Origin of the sequence: Nostoc sp. C117 (assembly GCF_043099735.1) — a bacterium.
In the GTDB taxonomy this organism is placed as follows: Bacteria; Cyanobacteriota; Cyanobacteriia; order Cyanobacteriales; family Nostocaceae; genus Nostoc.
In genome coordinates, this window is sequence record NZ_CP170991.1 from 6,148,643 (window position 1) to 6,168,091 (window position 19,449).

Here is a 19,449-nt window from a genome sequence, read left to right on the forward strand (position 1 = left end):
TAAAATTTGACAAGAACAGAGATTTGCATATTTATTAAAAAGCGCAATCAATTGCTACTTTAATTCAGCTTAACCTGGTTGTGGTGCATTTTGAAGAGGGTTGAATGTGTGCGCTCGCCGTAGCGATGAGGGAATTTGCGTATAAGTCAATACACAAAAGGTTTTAACATCTAGCTTAGTGCGATCGCAATGGACTGCTGTGCTGTCAGTTTGCATCCAGAATGGTTGGACATGAAATGAATCAATTTCAAGTTGGAGCTTGGTTATTGAACCAGTTCCAGCAAAACGAGGATTGAACTTGGGCAGTTTGGAGTATTTATTTTGCGTTCACAAATTCCAAATACCCGCTGCTAAGTTCTTTCACCGCCAAGTCATAAAATTGCTTACCATGTTCAGGCGTTGCTAAAGCCGGATTTGATCCCATACGTCCATCTGGATAACGCACTCGAAAGTCAGCTGCACTATAAATCCGATGTCCCCTTGCAACTTCTGGTGAAAGGTGTGCTTGCTTAATCGCCTCTGGATAAACATACTGGGTAAGGGCTACTTCACTTGGCGTTGCATGAGAACCTTCTTGATCCCCATATAATTCTTTAGCTAGCTTATATACTGAACCGCACATAAACCAGTTTGCCACTTGACATTGCACCTGTTGGGCATTGGCAATCTGCAAATCTTCTAAATGGGCGTAAGTTTCTGAAAAAGCTGCTTTCAGGGTGGCGATATTCCCGCCATGTCCGTTAATAAAGTAAAACTTGCTAAAACCAGCTTTAGCTAAACAAGTTACATAATCTCGCACCACTTGAATTAAAGTGCTGGGACGCAGACTGATTGAGCCAGGGAAAGCAGTATGATGCAGTGCCATTCCCACATTGATTGTAGGAGCAACGATCGCTCCAGTTGCATCAGCTACACCACGGGCGATCGCTTCTGCACAAATCGCATCAGTACCAATTAACCCCGTTGGTCCATGTTGTTCTGTAGAACCAATAGGAAAAATAATACCCTTTGACTGCTGTAAATAAGCTTCTACTTCTTGCCAAGTACTTAAATGTAGTATCATATTTGATGATTTTCCTCAATAAAATTGAGTGGGATCAAACCTTTTTTGCTATGGAATATCTTTTAGAAACCCCATCCCACTAACACGATTATGAATGCGATCGACCACAGAGCGATCGCAAGCTATAAGATCCCCGACTTTTTGGAAAAATCGGGGATCTTATTTATCAGAAATAATGTAGGATTGATTTATGAGATGTTGCCTTTATGGATCATCAATAAAACTATGGGGATCAATCTTATGCTATCGATCAATCAAAGTAATAATGTTTTTTCACGTTACTTTTAATTTCCCATATACAAGACATGCCAGGGGGAAAAATTACCAAATCTCCTTCACCCACCTGCACTGGCTGTCCACCATCAGGAGTAACAACTACATTACCTTCTAAAAAGTAGCAAGTTTCTTGAGAATCATAAGTCCAAGGGAATCTAGAAACTTCTTTTTTCCAAATTGCCCATTTATAGACACCCAATTCTTCGAGACGTTGTTGACTGGGTTGATGCTCAATTTTAATTTCCATACTGTATTTGCTATAGTTATCTTCAGCAGTAGGATTGAATATCCTCTCCACATTGATCTACTAGATAACACAAAGCGCGAAAACGCAAGTACACAAGTTCGTTATAAAGTGGATTGAGCTTGCACATTGGCGGAATATGACCTATTTTGCGACCAAAAAGCATGATATCACGCTCAAATGGGCACTGGGCAGGAATCAGTTTAGCGATAAATCTAGCTAATTTACGATTCTGAATTTCGATTTTGTCAAGCCGTTGACGTAATGGTTGCAATAAATCTAATTTGGGCTGAACAAATTGTTTGTCACTAACTGCTTGATTATTTTCTTGTAAAGGGCTAATAAAAGCAGGTAGAAAAATACGCCGATTATTGGTTTTAAGCATGGTTTTGAGCAAGGTTTTCCTTGTGTAGATGGACTATTTCTCGGTTGGGAATATTGCCATGTAATTTGTCTGGGCAATTTGCATTCTACTTGTAAATCGAAGCAAAATAAGCAGAATCCAAAGTATTTACATGCATCTTTGGGGTGAAATAGCTTAATTAATTGTTATTTAAACCCACCAAATGTTCAAGAACTGTCCCGTTAAATACAAAATAACAAAGAAAATATAAAAATGGCATTTCTTTAACTTATGGATTACTAATCTCGTCAATAGTAATTCTATATACATAAATATAAATGCCTGGTTCTAAAACTGACTAGTATCTATAGATGTACTTTTAGGAACAAAAATACAGTTTTGCCTTTGCTCCATATACACTTCCCTAGAATTAGCCCCTACTATCTTTAGATTTTAGAGTACTGAATATTCAGTACTCTGTGCAAGATAATACACAAGCCAACACAGATATTATTTAATAAGTAGCAGAAAATCGTTTGATAAGTTCAAACTAATATTGGGCATTAGGAATGGGGCATAGGGCATGGGGCATTGGTAAATGAATCAATAGTTTTTCTTCTCTTACTTTCTCATCTCCTTTATCCCATAGCCAATGCCCCTTTATTTCTTAATATATCTCAAGCCGTAACTATCTTGATATTTGCTGATATAATCTACATTTCGTTGCTCTAATTTTGATAGCAAATTAGACGGAAATTTTTCTGGTAAATATATAGGACGATACCAAGGTTGTTTATCAAAGTAATCTTGGAATGCAGGTGTCTCAAAACGGCGTCCGTGACTAGCAAATATGGAATTTCGCATAATATCTAGTTCAAAACCATTTTTACCATCCAAATCTGCATCAGTTACAGGTCTAGAGGAAAGCCAAGAATAATTGTTGACAGATGTAGTGGTATCTGGCGTTATTAATGGACTTGGAGAAGGTGTAGATTGAGTAGGAATAGATGAAGTAGTTGGTGTAGATGTCGGAGTTTCTATCACCGGGCTTGGTACAGTTGAGGGTGTTTCTGAAGGTAATATCGTCTTCTCTGCTATGGGTTGAGAATATTTTGGTAAAAACTGATTAATAATCAGATATGCAGCAATTAACCCACCTGCAACGAAACTACCAATCAGAATACGATTTGGCTGATTACTTTGAGGGTTTGGCTGTGGGTTAACATGGGCTATTTGCGGTGGTGGTGCGGATACTACAGTTGGTTCAGTAAAAATTGGTTGAGTTGGGGGAATTGGATTTGCTATGTTCTGCAAAGCATCTAGCATTGCTCTAGCTGTAGGATAGCGATCGCGTGGATGATAAGCGATAGCGCGATCGATTATTCCTGCCATGATTGGGCTAATATGACTGGCATATTGTCGCCAGACAATTTCACCCGTCTGGGAATCTGTCTCTAGTTGTTGGGCTACTCTTCCAGTCAGCAAATAAATTACTGTCATTCCCAAACTGTATAAATCACTCGAATACACTGGTCTACCTGCGGCTTGTTCGCTGGGCATATATCCAGGCGTACCAATCACAATAGAACTGGTAGGATTGCCTTGAGAATTCACTACAGTTCCCATTGATTCCCGCACCGCACCAAAATCAATTAGCACAGCTTTACCGTCACGCTGACGCACAATGATGTTATCCGGTTTGATATCCCGATGAACAATATTTTTAGAGTGGACGTAATCCAAGACGGGTAGGAGATTCATGAATAATTCCTGAGCAGCGGCTTCACTAAATAGCCCCTGCTTTTGGATTTTTGTAGTTAGGGTATCACCTTCAATCCACTCCTGAACTAAATAAAATTCCCCGCCTGAAGAAAAGTAAGCGTATAACGCTGGAATCTGGTCATTTGCGCCACCTAGCTCTTCTAAAATAGCTGCTTCCCGTTGAAACCTCTCTTGGACTATTTGGTAAACTTGAGGGTTGTTGTGAATCGGTCTTAGCTGTTTAACCACACAACGGCGCTTTGAAGGCATATAGGTATCTTCTGCTAGATAGGTTTGACCAAACCCACCAGCCCCCAATGTGCGGATAACTTGATAGCGATCGTTCAGTAGCTGTGTTGTCATGAGAGATTACCAGCGATATTCATAAGATAGTTTTCCCAAAACTACCTTCATTTCAAATCGAGTAAACCTTGTTCTTTCAATTTAGGATTAAAGCGAATTTCTAATTGCAAACCACGCGCTTCTAATTCTTGAGAAATTTCTACTTCTACTCGTCGTGCCACGTTTTTAATAATTTTTATTTGTGCTAATTCATCATTTGCTGGATTATGATACTTTGCCTGTTCTTCAGGTGTCATTAGCACTTTGACATCAATGGGATCGATCCATTTTTGTTTGTTATCTCCATTTCCTACTGGCACACTACCATTTTCCGTAATCCAAGCATTTTCAATATTTTCTAAAACTGTGCGACTGGGGCGTTCAATAGTTTGAACTTTCACCCAATAACATTGCTGTGGTTGACGTACTAAATGCTGCTTGAGGCTGAGATAAACATCACGCGAATATCCCACAAATTGCAGAACTTTTTCTTGGTTGAAGATAGCATATACGCCGATTTTACCTTGAAATTGTTCGGGGAGTTGACCGCGATCGCCAATGTAAGGAGTGTATTCTAAGCTTACTAAAGCAGAAGTATTTGTTTCAGTAGTCATAAATCAAATCTAAAACTTGCTATTGCCTTTTTATTTGAGATTTTATCGAGCAATCCTAATTTATTAATTAAAATTTCTCTTATATCTCCTTGCTGCGCTTCTACATGAAATTATTCTTCAAAGTCTCTGGTAAATTGCACAGAGGCGACTAGGTTTAAATATCTTAGCTGTAAACATGAAATTCGGTGGTACGTTGATGATCGCATATTCCTCAGATTGATGGTACTTTTCAAATTCTGTCGGCATTCCCTTGGTAGTAGTTAAGCTATAAGGAACTGGCTGGAAAAGTAACTCTGTAAATTCAACTTTTTCACACTGTAATTGCTGGCATATCTGGTTTAAAAAAGCTTCACTCGTTAATAATTGGAATAGACTTTCTTGAGCTTGTGGTTCGAGAGTAAAACTGGCATCAAAGTTATGGACTATTTTAAGGGGCATTTTCTCTATAGGTACTAATTAACAACTCAGTGATGATAGATAGTAGGCAATATTTTGTACATGGCTATCCCCAAATACTGAGGAACAAAGCCTACCTTTTTCACTAGTTGAGCTTTGTGAAAAATCACCACTTTAAGATCAGCCTATTGGATTATGGTACTTCTGTCAGCCACAAAAGTAAGCTAGCATGATTAAGAATCATGAAGTAATTGACCAGTGAATATATCCCAAATTTGAATTGTTTTATGTTGACGACCAGCAGCCAACAACTTAATTATTCAGACTAATATTAATTGGCTTCTTCTGGAGGCGCACGTTGATTTAAGACTGAATAAGCTGATGCGTGTTTAAAGTATATAAACACTCTTGATGGTCGTTGAATTTTGACGGTTAATGGTTAACAGGCATCAGGTAAATGTAAAAATTAAATGCGTAACAGCTTAATCATTTACCGATTACTTTGATGTCGTGTCCCTGTTAAGTAATAAAGGAAGTCCCTAACTACATCTATTTCTTGAAAGCAAATAAAAAGGCAAAAGAAAATCTTCTTTTGCCTTTTTATTTTTATACAGACGCGATTAATCGCGTCTCTACTTTTTATTCTTCATCAAAATCGTCTTCGTCGTCTTCGTCGTCTTCTTCGTAATCCTCTTCATCTGCTGCTACTTCATCAGCGATTAAATCATCCTCCTCATCTAAAACTGACCTTTCTGCACGTCTGTTACCATAGCTAGAGTCTCCAACTCCAAGGGTAGGAGAATCTAAATTATAGGTGCGAGCAGTGCGGTCATCTAAGACCATATCCAGGGGATCGTCAACTTCATCTAAGACACTACTGGTAATATCAGCAGCATAGTCATCGATCGCACTGGTTTCTTCATAAGTGTTGTAACCAGTACCAGCCGGAATCAATCGCCCGATAATCACGTTTTCTTTTAATCCCCGCAGCCAGTCAGATTTACCTTCGATAGCTGCTTCGGTTAATACCCGTGTGGTCTCTTGGAAGGATGCAGCGGAAATAAAGCTGTCGGTGTTCAAGGATGCTTTGGTGATACCCAACAATACTGGGGTATACTGTGCCTTTGCACCACCTGTAATTGACATGGCTTCGTTCACCTGCTCAACTTGGCGCAGTTCCACCAATTCTCCAGGAAGCATTGTGGTGTCACCACCATCATCAATCCGGACTTTGTTGGTCATCTGGCGAACAATGACTTCAATGTGCTTGTCGGAAATATCAATCCCTTGAGACTGATACACCATTTGTACTTCATTCACCAAAAATGACTGTACCTTCTGCAAAGCATGGCTAGCACAAGCATAAATTCCGTCTTCCGAACCCAGGCTAAAGAAGATTTCCAAAATTTCGTGGGGATTGGATGGACCATCAGTTAACGGTTGTCCGGCTAACACATGAGAACCATCTGGGACAATTAAATTTTGTCCAGGGCCTAGAGGATAATCTGTAACTACGCCATTGGATTCTACGACCTTAATGGCGATCGCTTCATCACCGTCGCCGTAAACTACTTTAACTTCTCCCGCCCGCCGACATAAAATACAGGCTTCTTTCGGTTTACGAGCTTCGAGCAGTTCTTCAATCCGGGGCAAACCTTGAATGATGTCTCCGGTTTTGGCGCGTTCAAACACCAACAACACTAAGTTATCACCCCGTTGTACCAAATCACCATCTTCTATCTGCAACACAGCACCAGGGCTGACTCGGTAGGGGCGACCAACGCGGATAGTAATAGCGTAGTTCTGAGTTTGGAGTGAGGAGTTAGAAGTTTCGGAATTACCTTTTAACTCCTCACTGTTAACTCCTAACTTTTTCACATTCATTACTTGCCCAGATTCTTCACTAAATACTCCGGCAGCAACTTCTGTACCTTCTACCAGCAAGTCACCCGCCTTTACTTTCGGTTGACTAGTAGTATTCAGCGTTATCATATCAGTATCACGCAACACTAAGCATCGGCGGACATTTTCGGTTCCCTTTTGGACACCCCGGACTATCCCACCTTCTTTAGACAAGATTTGGGTACGTGCCACCACAGAACCAGGGGCGATGCTTAGTCCATCTTGTACTTCCAGTGTTGTCTGGGTACTACCTTGGGTAGCATCGGCGGTAATGTCTCGACGAATTACTAAGGACTCCAAAATCACCAGTTGCAAGCGCTGAACTTCTGGGTCTTCAGTATCCTGTACCAATTCAATATCTGCTGCTAGGGGCGAAGCGTTGTGGTCTTGTTCGCCTTCTTGCTCAATCTCCAACACTAGCTGGGTTCGTAGCAGTTCCACACCTTCCACAGATTTCACGCGTTCGGAATCTTTGTAAGGCAGTCGTTGCACTGCCCGCAACTCAATGGAACGCCCAGTTTGTTGACTGACCGATGTCGTTGATGGCACATCGGGATTGTTTGGTACGGCAAACTCGACTACCGGACGACTTAACAGGGCAGGTCCTTCTGGTGTCTCCACATATTGGATATAGCGTAACTCTGTGGCTACCCTGCCTTGGAATTCCTCGCCTGGTTGGATAAAGGTGTTATCCCGTCCCATAACTGATTCGGGATCGTCCACCATCAGCAGTTCCCCTGGTTTCACCACGACTTCCCGCAGGATGTCGTTTTTCTGGGTAACTTCGATGACGCCACTGTTTTGGCAGAAGATATCCTTCACAACTTCGGTACCAGCTTCTACAAACTGCCCGTCTTCTACCAAAAGTAACGAGATATCTTTATTAACTTCGTGGCTTTCTTCGGGAATCCACAACAGTGTACCGCCCTGGACAACTTCGTAACCCAGCTTGGCTTTGCCTTTTTTCTGGACTTCCACCCCTGCGAATTTCAAGAATCCACCGGTGGTTGTGCGATAGCGATCGTCAATTAACTCAGCTACCACTTGACCATTTTGTACTTTTGTGCCTGGTGTAGCCCGGAGGTTAAATACCTGGTTGTTGCCAGTTGATACTAGGTAGTTATTGCGACCTTGGGAACTTTGGACTGTGACTGTTGCTTGGTCTAAGACCACAGAAGCAGTGATAATCTCAATTTCCCTGGTACTCTTACCTGGGTTAGCTTCGGGTAAGCGCACCACACCACCGTGTAAAGTGGTTAACTTGGTTTCTGCTAAAACTCCGTTGGAGGCGATCGCATCACCATTTTTCACCACCAATTCTGCACCTGGTGGCAAGTTGTAAACTTCCCCAGACAAAATCCAAATCAAGCCACCCCGTGCGGCTGTGGTTGTGGTGTTACCTTGGCGATCGGTTTTTTGTTCTGGGACTACTTCAGCAAATTGCACTTCCCCTGCTAAATCAGAGGCAACATCTTTAACGGCTTTTTCTGTATTAGTCCGAGTTGTCCGCCCACCAAGGGCAACCTCTGCCAACAACTGTCCTTGTTTTACCTTATTTCCATCAAATACATATAATGTTGAACCTTGAGTCAGATGAACCTCTTGGTTGTCTGGGGTGACATCACCTACTTTTGTTGGCTCCAAAAGCATGATGCCATTAGCCTCAACATAGAGGGCATCTTCCCCGTGGCGGGTACGATATGTTCTGGTCTTCAGTTTCCGGGGAAGCTTGACAGTTCCATCGATTTTAGAACGAACTTGTTGCGCCACTTCCCCAGTAAACACCCCACCTGTGTGAAATGTCCGCATGGTTAACTGGGTACCAGGTTCGCCGATACTTTGAGCAGCAATAATCCCCACAGCCTCGCCTAAGTCCACCATCTTGGCGTGGGCTAGACTCCAACCGTAGCAGTGTTGACAAACAGAACGTGCTGCTTCACAAGTTAGGGGCGATCGCAGTACAACTTCTCCTACCCCAGATTTTTCAATCTTCTTCGCTAAGTCCTCAGAAACTGGAGTATTGCGTGGTGCAATGACTTCTTTTGTCACCGGATGCACCACATCTTCGCCAATTACCCGTCCCATCAAGCGGGTTCCCAGAGGGATCAAGGTTTTCGCACCTTCTGTCATTGGGCGAATGGGAATTCCTCTGGTAGTGCCGCAGTCAAATTCCCGAATAATTACATCCTGGGATACGTCCACCAAACGCCGGGTGAGATAACCAGAGTCAGCCGTTCTTAAGGCGGTATCTACCAATCCTTTTCTCGCACCGTAAGACGAAATAATGTATTCCGTTACAGTCAATCCTTCACGGAAATTGGTTTTGATGGGTAAATCGATAATTTCTCCTTGGGGATCTGCCATCAGTCCCCGCATTCCTACCAATTGCCGGACTTGGGAGATGTTACCACGCGCCCCAGAGAACGCCATCATGTAAACAGAGTTCAGGGGATTAGTCTTCTTGAAGTGGACGACTACTTCATCTTTGAGGGCTTCACTAGTACTATTCCAGGTATCAATTACCTTTTGGAACCGTTCTACTTCAGTGATTTCTCCCCGTTGGTAACGTTGCTCCGTTGCCCGAATTTCTTCTTCTGCTGCTTCAAGGAGCAATCGCTTGGTTGGTGGCACCATCAAGTCATCTACACTGATTGAAACCCCTGCCTTGGTAGCGTAGCGAAAACCCAAATCTTTCAATTTGTCCGCCATCACTGCGGTTCGCGCTGTACCATAATTCGTAAAAGCCCAAGAAATTAAATTTCTTAGTTGACCTTTGTCAACCACGCGATTCCGAAAAATCATTTTTTCGTTAGTCATTAATCATTAGTCCTAAATTAATAATTCGTAATTCGTAATTGAAGGATTAATTACGAATTACGTTAGCGCAGCGTAAAGCCTTCTCTTTCAGAGACGCTAACGCGAACGGCATGGCTTCGCTTAGAGCGAGTCCGCGAGCGTCATTAGAAATTACTAATTAACTTGCTAGTGCTTCTTGAATGGCATTGTTGTAAATAACGCGACCCGGAGTTGTGTATATATACTGAGAAAGTACATTGCCCTTAGCGTCTTGTCTGACTCGACGGAACTTATAGAGTAATGTGCGGGTACCATCCTCGTTTTCCGTCACTTTCACGGGTTCTGTATCCGGTTGGTCTGATTCTATTTCACCGTCAAACCTTACGTAAATATAAGCGTGCAAGTCAATTTGATCTTGCTGAAAAGCCATAATTACATCCTCTAGCGAAGAAAAGTACTTTCCTGCGCCTTTTGTCGCACCAGGATTTTCTGCTGTTAAGTAATATGCTCCCAATACCATATCTTGGCTAGGCGTGATAATGGGTTTACCTGTGGCTGGTGACAAAATATTGTTAGAAGCCAACATCAGCAAGCGCGCTTCAGCCTGACTTTCTAATGACAAAGGCACGTGTACCGCCATTTGGTCGCCGTCAAAGTCGGCGTTAAACGCTGGACACACCAGAGGATGCAGTTGAATCGCTCTACCTTCTACTAAAATCGGTTCAAAAGACTGAATACCCAAACGGTGCAACGTCGGTGCCCGGTTTAGCATCACCGGGTGTCCTTCAATCACCTCTTCTAGGACATCCCAAACACTGGGATCATTGCGGGATATCAGCTTTTTCGCAGCTTTGATGTTATTCACCATGCCACTACGAATTAGGCGGTTAATCACAAATGGTTGAAATAACTCGATCGCCATTTCTCTAGGCAAACCGCACTGGTGAATTTTCAGCTTTGGTCCGACAACAATAACCGAACGTCCAGAGTAATCAACCCGTTTACCTAACAAGTTTTGTCTAAAACGTCCTTGCTTACCCTCAATAATGTCGGATAAAGATTTCAGTGGTCGGTTATTTGCCCCTACCACAGTCCGTCCCCGACGACCATTGTCAATCAAAGCATCCACTGCTTCTTGCAGCATCCGCTTTTCGTTCCGCACAATAATCTCTGGCGCCAAAATTTCTTGTAAGCGTGCCAAACGATTGTTGCGGTTAATTACCCGCCGATATAAATCATTCAAATCGCTGGTAGCAAAGCGTCCGCCATCTAGTTGCACCATTGGGCGCAAGTCGGGAGGAATCACGGGAATGACTGCCATTACCATCCACTCTGGTTTTGAACCAGTAGCGATAAAGTTGTCAATCACCCGCAGTCGCTTAATTAGCTTGGCTCTCTTTTGTCCCTTGGCGTTGCCAATTTCTTCCCGTAGGCTTTCGGCTTCTTGTTCTAAATTAATATCGGCAAGCAAGCGCAACAGTGCTTCAGCACCAATACCTACCTCTACGCCTTGCAGCAGAGAATCTTCACTATAAATTTGGTCTTCAATTTCCAGCCACTGGTCTTCACTCAGTAGCTGTTTGTAAGTTAAAGTTTCGGCATTACCTGGACTTAGGACAACATAAGAGTTGAAATAGACAATCTGCTCGACATCCCGCAAAGGCATATCCAACAGGATCGAAATATAGCTAGGAATGCCTTTGAGATACCAGACGTGAGCTACTGGTGCGGCGAGTTTAATATAGCCCATACGGTGGCGACGCACCCGCGACTCCGTGACTTCTACACCACAGCGCTCACAGACAATACCTCTATGACGAACTCTTTTATACTTGCCACAATGGCACTCCCAATCTTTCGCAGGCCCAAAGATCCGCTCACAGAACAAGCCATCCATCTCTGGCTTCAGAGTTCGGTAATTAATCGTTTCTGGCTTGGTGACTTCACCGACTACTTGACCGTTGGGCAATGTTCTCTCGCCCCACTGACGAATGCGTTCGGGGGAAGCCAAGCCGATTTTTACGTAGTCAAACTGATTCGTTTGGGCAGGTCTCATACTTAAGTGCTGAGTTCCGAGTTATGAGTTTTGAGTTTTGAGTATATTTAGTTTTAAGGTTTGAATTAAGAAAGATCCAAGTGCTAAATGCCAATTACTGAGTTTTTAATACTCAGCACTCAGCACTCAGCACTCCTTATTCGTCATCTTCCAGTGATTCGCGGGAAAGAGATTCATAGGTCGGTCGAGGAGGTGTGCGACGGGCTGATTGGTCTGCCATCAAATCGACTTCCACATCTAGGGAACTGCCGTCTGCTTGGGTTTCAACCTTGTGTACGGCAATGTCTAACCCCAATGATTGCAACTCGCGCATTAGCACCTTAAAGGACTCTGGTGTTCCTGGTCGGGGAATTGCTTTACCTTTAACGATCGCATTTAACGCTTCATTCCGTCCTTGCATATCGTCTGATTTAACTGTCAGCAATTCCTGTAAGGTGTAAGCTGCACCAAAGGCTTCCAATGCCCACACTTCCATTTCTCCAAACCGCTGACCACCTTGTTGGGCTTTACCACCCAAAGGTTGCTGAGTCACCAGTGAGTATGGACCTGTTGAACGGGCGTGGATCTTATCATCCACCAAATGCACCAGCTTCAGCATGTAAGCCACACCGATGGTAATTGCCCGGTCAAAGGGTTCGCCTGTACGACCGTCATACACCATGATTTTGCCTGGATTATCTGGGTTATATACCCAATCTTTCCCTGTTTCGTCTCGTGCTTCTTGCAATTTGCCATGCACAATTCGCCGAGATGACTCTTCACCGTACATTTCGTCAAAGGGAGTAATCTTAAATCGTACTCCCAAGGTTTGACCAGCCCAACCCAAGAGGCATTCAAATACTTGTCCGACGTTCATCCGACTGGGTACACCCAAGGGGTTAAGTACGATGTCTACTGGCGAACCATCGGGCAAATAAGGCATATCTTCCGCTGGCAAAATCCGAGAAATAATCCCTTTATTACCGTGGCGTCCTGCCATTTTGTCGCCAACTTGGATTTTGCGTTTTTGGGCAACATACACCCGGACTACCATGTTGGCTCCTGGTGGTAGTTCATCGCCTTGTTCGCGGGTAAACAAGCGCACGTCAACTACGCGACCTTTTTCACCGTTGGGAACTCGCAAGGAATTGTCTCGCACATCTCGGGCTTTTTCACCGAAAATGGCACGCAACAGTTTTTCTTCTGGCGGTTGGTCAGATTCACCTTTTGGTGTAACTTTTCCTACCAAGATATCCCCAGCTTCTACCCATGCCCCAATGCGGATGATTCCCTGTTCATCTAACTGACGCAAGGCATCTTCCCCGACGTTGGGAATTTCTCTGGTGATTTCTTCTGGCCCTAGTTTCGTCTGTCTAGCTTCAATTTCATATTTTTCAATGTGAATTGAGGTGTAAACATCATCCTGCACCAGTCTTTCGGAAATTAAAATTGCGTCTTCGTAGTTGTAGCCTTCCCAAGGCATGTAAGCAACGACGATATTTTGTCCCAAGGCCAATTCACCACCTTCGGTGGAGGAACCATCAGCTAGTACCTGACCCGCGACTACTTTTTCCCCAATGCGGACGAGGGGTTTCTGATTTAAACAAGTATCTTGGTTTGAGCGTTGGTACTTGGAAAGGGTGTATTTAATTTCTGAGGTATTGGGTTTAGGACGGACACGAATTTCTGTGGCATCCACATAGGTGACATCGCCATCAGTACGTGATACAATTACCATCCCAGAGTCTCTTGCTCCTTGAGCTTCCAAACCTGTGCCCACCAAAGGACGCTCTGGCTTGAGTAGGGGTACTGCTTGCCGTTGCATGTTTGACCCCATGAGCGCTCGGTTAGCGTCATCATGCTCCAAGAAGGGAATCATACTGGTCGCCACAGACACAATCTGTACCGGAGACACGGCTACATAGTCTACTTGCTCTGGCGTTGTAGTAGAGAATTCCTGACGATAGCGTACTGGCACTTGTGGACCAATAATGTGGCCTTCATCATCTACAGGAATATCCCCAGGAGCAACCCGCAGGTCATCTTCTTCATCGGCTGTCATGTAGGCCGGAGGCAGGTCAAACCGAACCAGCCCATTTTCTACAGGTCTAAATGGCGTTTCTAAGAACCCATACAAGTTAACTCGCGCATGGGTTGCCAAGGAGCCAATCAACCCGGCGTTGGGTCCTTCTGGTGTCTCAATGGGACAAATACGCCCGTAGTGACTAGGATGAATATCCCGGACGGCAAATCCGGCGCGTTCGCGGGTTAAACCACCAGGACCAAGAGCGCTGAGACGGCGTTTGTGGGTCAGTTCGGCTAAAGGATTGGTTTGATCCATGAACTGACTTAACTGGCTAGAACCAAAGAATTCTTTAATTGCTGCTACCAGCGGTTTGGGGTTCACCAAGGAAGCTGGTGTCAGAACTTCGGCATCGGATACAGTCATCCGTTCCCGAATAATTCTTTCTAGACGGTTTAAGCCTACCCGCACTTGGTTTTGCAGCAATTCGCCGACACTTCTCACCCGACGGTTGCCTAAGTGGTCAATGTCATCGATATTACCGATGTCATATTCTAGGTTAATCAGGTAATCCACGGCTGCCAAAATATCCCCAGCAGTCAACACCCGCATGGTATCTGGGACAGAAAGGCGTAATTTTTTGTTTAGCTTGTAGCGTCCAACCCTACCCAAGTCATAACGTTTTGGGTCAAAGAAACGAGAGTCTAAGAGTTGTTGTCCACCTAAAACTGTGGGTGGTTCACCAGGACGCAGTTTGCGATATAACTCCATCAGGGCTTCTTCTTCGGAAAATTGCCCTTCTTTTTCGATGGTTTTTTGGAAATATTCTGGGTGGCGTAAGGCGTCAAAGATTTCGTTGTCTGACAAACCTAGAGCTTTTAGGAGTACCTGCGCTGAGAGTTTGCGGGTTTTGTCAATGCGTACCCACACCAAATCGTTACGGTCTGTTTCAAATTTCAGCCATGCCCCCCGGTTGGGAATTAAGCTAGCTGAATAGGTACGTCGCCCGTTTTTGTCGATTTCTGATTTGTAGTAGACTCCTGGCGATCGCACGATTTGATTTACAATTACCCGTTCGGCTCCGTTAATAATAAACGTCCCGCGATCGGTCATCAAAGGCAAATCACCAATGAATACCTCTTGCTCTTTGATTTCCCCGGTTTCTTTATTAATCAACCGTGTGGGAACATACATTTGGACGGCATAGGTACTATCCCGCCGTTTGGCTTCTTCAACGCTATACTTTGGTTCTTTGAGTTTGTAGTTATGACCCAAAAAGTGCAGTTCTAGTTTGCCCGTATAATCTGTAATAGGACTAAAGGAGTTAAGTTCTTCTATCAGCCCTTCTTCCAAAAACCAGCGAAAGCTTGACCTCTGGATTTCAATCAAGTCGGGCAACAGAAAGGCGGGTTCCATATATGTTTCTTTAGTCATGCCTCTACCTTTGTCAACCTGGTTAAATTTTCCCTTGGACACTGCTGTTTGACGCTTCCCACTGCTAGCTAGTGTCCAAAGCTATTTGGGAACACTTTCTCTGACACACTTGCGATTTACAGGTGTGGACAAACGCAGCCATTAAAGCTGGTTGGAATGAGCAATTTTGACAATGGGTAATCGCCACTAATGGGTGACTCAGCAGCCAAAAACCAACTATAGTCTTGATTCAAAAAGAATATACAATTGAGATATTCCTGAATTCGATCTACTTTTCTCACTTACCCTCCAAAAAGCGCGTTAATCTGCTGACGCAGCTGCAACACGGTGAATCTTAAACCCACCCTGCTGTTTATACTCTCAGTGATATCTGAGATATCCTAAGACTGAGGGAATGATCTGTACCTTGTCGGTTTGGAATCAGAATCACTTCATTTTGCTGAATTTTACTCACAAGGCAATTTTGTTTAACGATTTTGAATAGGTTGAATACACACCAAGCTGATGTTTGGCAAAAGTGTAGCTCAATTTGGGTTCGCACGGTTAGTCATGTGTGGAGAGCATCCGCTTGTAGAGATTTGGAGGATGGTCAAGCCGATAACATCACGGGAAATTCCGATGAGAAGTTCTACGATCCTTCCTTTATCATTATGGCGCTTTTCAAATGTTTTGGAGGGAACGATCTTAACATATTTTTGTCCTCCTAGAGTTTTATTTTTTTACCCAACTGAATAAAATAGACTCAAGCAAACTTTATATTGATAGACCAAATAATTCACACGCATTTTGGGTAGTTTGATGGGCGATCGCCTCTACTGTTTCCTGACGCAGTTTCGCTACTTGTTCTGCTACATAAAGCACATAGGCCGGCTCGTTGCGTCTCTCGCCGCGTTTCGGAACAGGAGCCAAAAAAGGGCAATCTGTTTCAATCAGTAGGCGATCGCTACTCACCATCGCTGCTGAGGATTGGATCGCTTTAGCGTTTTTGAACGTTACTGTTCCGCTAAAGCTGATGTAGAACCCTAAATCAAGAAACCATTGAGTTTCTTCTGGCGTTCCTCCCCAACAATGCATGACACCACGGACTCTTTCTTTTTTGAGTTCCCGCCATTTTTGCAACACTTTTCTGGTTTGGGCAGCAGCATCACGACAGTGGATAATCACTGGTAAGTTCAGTTCAGCTGCGATCGCTAACTGCGACTCAAATACCATGTACTGTTGCTCGTAGTTATCAGCTTTGTAAAAATCTAGCCCCATTTCCCCAATTGCTACGACATTCGAGTCGGAACACGCCAAAAATTTGATTTTCTCGGCGGTGTCGCTATGCCATTTATCAGCATCTAAAGGATGTAATCCCACTGCAAAGCTGATTTCGGGAAACTGGTGAGCTATGGATTGAATGCTGGAAAACTCCTCTGGATGAACACAGGAATGAACTAAACGTACTACACCTGCTTCTTGCCACCGCGATCTAACTGTTGCTAAATCTGGCTGGAAACTATCAAAGTTGAGATGAACGTGGGTGTCTATCAGTTGCATCGTTTGTCTTTTGTCCCTTGTCCTTCGTCATTTGTCGTTACTAAATGACAAATGACCAATGACTACTCAGCTGTTTGTGTGAGAGGTTTGAGTTTCTGAGCCAAGTTTGACTTTTTCCTTGCCCCATTGTTCGGGTGAAGTACACCCGTTTTTACTGCTTTATCGATTTTGCTGTAAGCCTCAGATAACCTAGAATCCACTTCTTGTTTTGATTCTGGGGTAGGATTAGCTGCATAAACAGTTACAGCATTCAAGTATTTCTTCATCAGGGTTTTAACTGATGATTTGTAAGCTTTATTACGCAGTCGATTACGTTCTGCGATTTCGGCACGCTTGAGAGCAGATTTTGTATTCGCCACAGTCAATTCCAGAAAGAATATTAATATTTACACACACTACTAGACTTACTAATATAGCATCCAAATTGCCAATGTTAGAATTTCCTAAAAAAATTCTGTACTTGGGTATTAAGTTAGGGATTAGGGACTAGTGTGGTCTGTCAAATTCATTTTGTTATAGAGACATGATAAATCGCCCTCTCTACAGCAAGTCTATCCATTAGTTATGGAGAGACTACCAGAGGAGATGAGGGGCAGGGAAAAAAGTTTCTTGCTGCAACTTTTTTCCGTTCGTTCCTTTGCCCCATACCCCAATTCACTGTGTCCCCAAGTAAGGAAATGCGTTAAAATAGACTCCATAACTAAAATAAAATAGTTACCCTAACTCACTACCTGAAGAAACAGTGCAATTACTTTAAAATCTAAATCTATCCTTCCAGGGGTATGTGATTTAAAGGTAAAGAACTGTAAACATTGAAATCTCAGGAAGTTTAGACTATAGAACCGATATGTTGTTTCTGTACATAAACTACTAAAAGTTAGGAAAATTAAAAATTATACTCAGACCCTACCCCCTGTAAATTGGGGAAACTGGCTCTGTAAGCACGCAATCTCATACTCCCCCCGTAAGGAGTGGAGATAAAAGCATAAGGATAGTGGGAAATGGCAAGCCTGCTCCTTACCGATCGCCAATCAAGGCTTATCGGATTGAACAATTAAATTGCCTTCTCAAGTAAAGCATGTGTTGGAAACCTTGGGAGTATCAAAAAAATCCAGGTTAAGCTAGAGAAGAGAATTAGAGTCAGCTTCCACACCCCAATGGGTGAAGAGCAACACTAAATCTCATGTGGGAATATTATAATTTTGGCATTGTCCTTACTCCATGCTGCGAATCATTACTCAGCAGGCAGACGTTAGAGCAGAACTACAACGGATCTGCGATCGCACCCATGACGAACAGGTGCTTAACAAAGAAGCAACCGTGCGGGAAGTTTTGCAAGCAGTGAAGCGTCAAGGCGATAAAGCTGTATTGCATTACACGGCCGAATTTGACAAACAAACCCTCAAGCCAGAAGAACTCCGTGTCACAGGCTCGGAACTAGATGCGGCCTATCAACAGGTGTCAAAGGAGTTGATGGGGGCGATTCGGCTGGCTTGCCGCCAAATTGAAGCGTTTCATCGTCAGCGAGTACCGAAAAGCTGGGTACACTTTGGCGACGATGAAGTAGTACTGGGCAAACGCTACACTCCGGTAGACCGTGCCGGTTTGTATGTACCTGGTGGTCGTGCCGCCTATCCTAGTACAGTGCTAATGAATGCAATTCCCGCAAAAGTAGCTGCTGTACCTCACGTAGTGATGGTAACACCACCAGGACTAGGGGGTGCAATTAACCCAGCAGTGTTGGTAGCAGCTCAAGAAGCAGGAGTGCAAGAAATTTATCGCATTGGGGGGGCACAAGCGATCGCCGCTTTAGCCTATGGTACAGAAACAATTCCCAAAGTGAATGTGATTTCTGGACCTGGTAACATTTATGTCACCCTAGCGAAAAAACTTGTCTATGGCACTGTTGGTATTGATTCTTTGGCAGGCCCTAGCGAAGTGCTGGTGATTGCCGATGAAACTGCTAACCCGGTGTATGTCGCTGCTGACTTATTAGCCCAAGCCGAACACGATCCGATGGCGGCAGCTATTTTGCTGACGACGGATGCTGCTTTGGCCAAGAATGTGCAATTAGCCTTGGAAAGACAGCTAGTGGATCACCCACGGCGAATAGACACAGAAAAGGCGATCGCTCACTACGGCTTAATTATCGTTGTCGAATCCTTGGCAGCAGCAGCAGAACTCTCAAATGAATTTGCCCCCGAACACCTGGAACTAGAAATCAAAGACCCTTGGGCACTATTACCACAAATTCGCCACGCTGGGGCAATCTTTTTGGGTTACTCAACACCAGAAGCAGTAGGAGACTATTTAGCAGGTCCTAACCACACCTTGCCAACCTCCGGTGCTGCTCGGTATGCTTCGGCATTGGGGGTTGAAACTTTTCTCAAACACTCCAGTATTATTCAATACTCCCAAACTGCACTGCAAAATGTGGCTGGTGCTATTGATGTGCTAGCAACAGCAGAGGGATTACCTTCCCATGCTGATTCAGTCCGACGCCGAGTTCAGCAAGAAGAGTGATTTGTAATACTTATTTTTTCCTATACTGTTGGCAAAATTCACTCGATAGCTTCTGCTGAAAAATTTGGATGGCGATCGCCATTTGCGATTCTAAACGAAGCCTTCTGGTGGGTGTCTAAAGTGAGGCATTGCCGATACTTTTAACAAGGGGCTTAAGC

13 protein-coding genes are annotated in these 19,449 nt (G+C 43.8%); 1 reads left to right on the plus strand and 12 read right to left on the minus strand.

The features are described 5' to 3' along the window. Nucleotides 1-69: 69 nt before the first annotated feature. From ACFG4S_RS26380 to rpsT, 12 genes are all read right to left on the minus strand, one after another. A complete protein-coding gene (locus ACFG4S_RS26380; protein ID WP_392531890.1) occupies nt 70-216 on the minus strand; it encodes a hypothetical protein in 147 nt (48 codons plus the stop codon). Nucleotides 217-316: 100 nt separating this feature from the next. Next, nucleotides 317-1,063 carry a creatininase family protein gene (locus tag ACFG4S_RS26385; RefSeq protein WP_392531891.1) on the minus strand — a complete coding sequence of 249 codons (747 nt, stop codon included), beginning with the start codon at nt 1,061-1,063 and terminating at the stop codon, nt 317-319. Between the two features lie 250 nt (nt 1,064-1,313). After that, nucleotides 1,314-1,586, minus strand: coding sequence for a cupin domain-containing protein (locus ACFG4S_RS26390; protein WP_392531892.1), 273 nt, complete (start codon nt 1,584-1,586; stop codon nt 1,314-1,316). A gap of 22 nt (nt 1,587-1,608) precedes the next feature. Further along, complete coding sequence (locus ACFG4S_RS26395) at nt 1,609-1,968, minus strand: Mo-dependent nitrogenase C-terminal domain-containing protein (RefSeq protein WP_392531893.1); 360 nt, start codon at nt 1,966-1,968, stop codon at nt 1,609-1,611. Between the two features lie 618 nt (nt 1,969-2,586). Beyond that, nucleotides 2,587-4,050, minus strand: a complete 1,464-nt coding sequence (locus ACFG4S_RS26400) for a YARHG domain-containing protein (protein WP_392531894.1) — start codon at nt 4,048-4,050, stop codon at nt 2,587-2,589. A 47-nt stretch (nt 4,051-4,097) separates the two neighbouring features. After that, nucleotides 4,098-4,643 carry a GIY-YIG nuclease family protein gene (locus ACFG4S_RS26405; protein WP_392531895.1) on the minus strand — a complete coding sequence of 182 codons (546 nt, stop codon included), beginning with the start codon at nt 4,641-4,643 and terminating at the stop codon, nt 4,098-4,100. Nucleotides 4,644-4,760: 117 nt separating this feature from the next. Continuing rightward, entirely contained in the window at nt 4,761-5,081 is a 321-nt protein-coding gene (locus tag ACFG4S_RS26410; RefSeq protein ID WP_392531896.1) for a hypothetical protein, read from the minus strand. A 597-nt stretch (nt 5,082-5,678) separates the two neighbouring features. After that, nucleotides 5,679-9,758, minus strand: a complete 4,080-nt coding sequence (locus ACFG4S_RS26415; RefSeq protein WP_392531897.1) for a DNA-directed RNA polymerase subunit beta'' — start codon at nt 9,756-9,758, stop codon at nt 5,679-5,681. A 157-nt stretch (nt 9,759-9,915) separates the two neighbouring features. Further along, nucleotides 9,916-11,793 carry a DNA-directed RNA polymerase subunit gamma gene (locus ACFG4S_RS26420; RefSeq protein WP_392531898.1) on the minus strand — a complete coding sequence of 626 codons (1,878 nt, stop codon included), beginning with the start codon at nt 11,791-11,793 and terminating at the stop codon, nt 9,916-9,918. A 136-nt stretch (nt 11,794-11,929) separates the two neighbouring features. Further along, entirely contained in the window at nt 11,930-15,229 is a 3,300-nt protein-coding gene (gene rpoB, locus ACFG4S_RS26425) for a DNA-directed RNA polymerase subunit beta (RefSeq protein ID WP_392531899.1), read from the minus strand. A gap of 753 nt (nt 15,230-15,982) precedes the next feature. Continuing rightward, entirely contained in the window at nt 15,983-16,768 is a 786-nt protein-coding gene (locus tag ACFG4S_RS26430) for a TatD family hydrolase (RefSeq protein ID WP_392531900.1), read from the minus strand. 62 nt (nt 16,769-16,830) lie between these two features. Next, nucleotides 16,831-17,127 carry a 30S ribosomal protein S20 gene (gene rpsT, locus ACFG4S_RS26435; RefSeq protein ID WP_392531901.1) on the minus strand — a complete coding sequence of 99 codons (297 nt, stop codon included), beginning with the start codon at nt 17,125-17,127 and terminating at the stop codon, nt 16,831-16,833. Between the two features lie 862 nt (nt 17,128-17,989). On the opposite strand from rpsT, the gene hisD reads away from it, so the two are divergent. Continuing rightward, the gene (gene hisD, locus ACFG4S_RS26440) at nt 17,990-19,291 is read left to right on the plus strand and encodes a histidinol dehydrogenase (RefSeq protein WP_392531902.1); all 1,302 of its coding nucleotides are present in this window, start codon (nt 17,990-17,992) and stop codon (nt 19,289-19,291) included. The last annotated feature ends 158 nt before the right edge of the window (nt 19,292-19,449 follow it).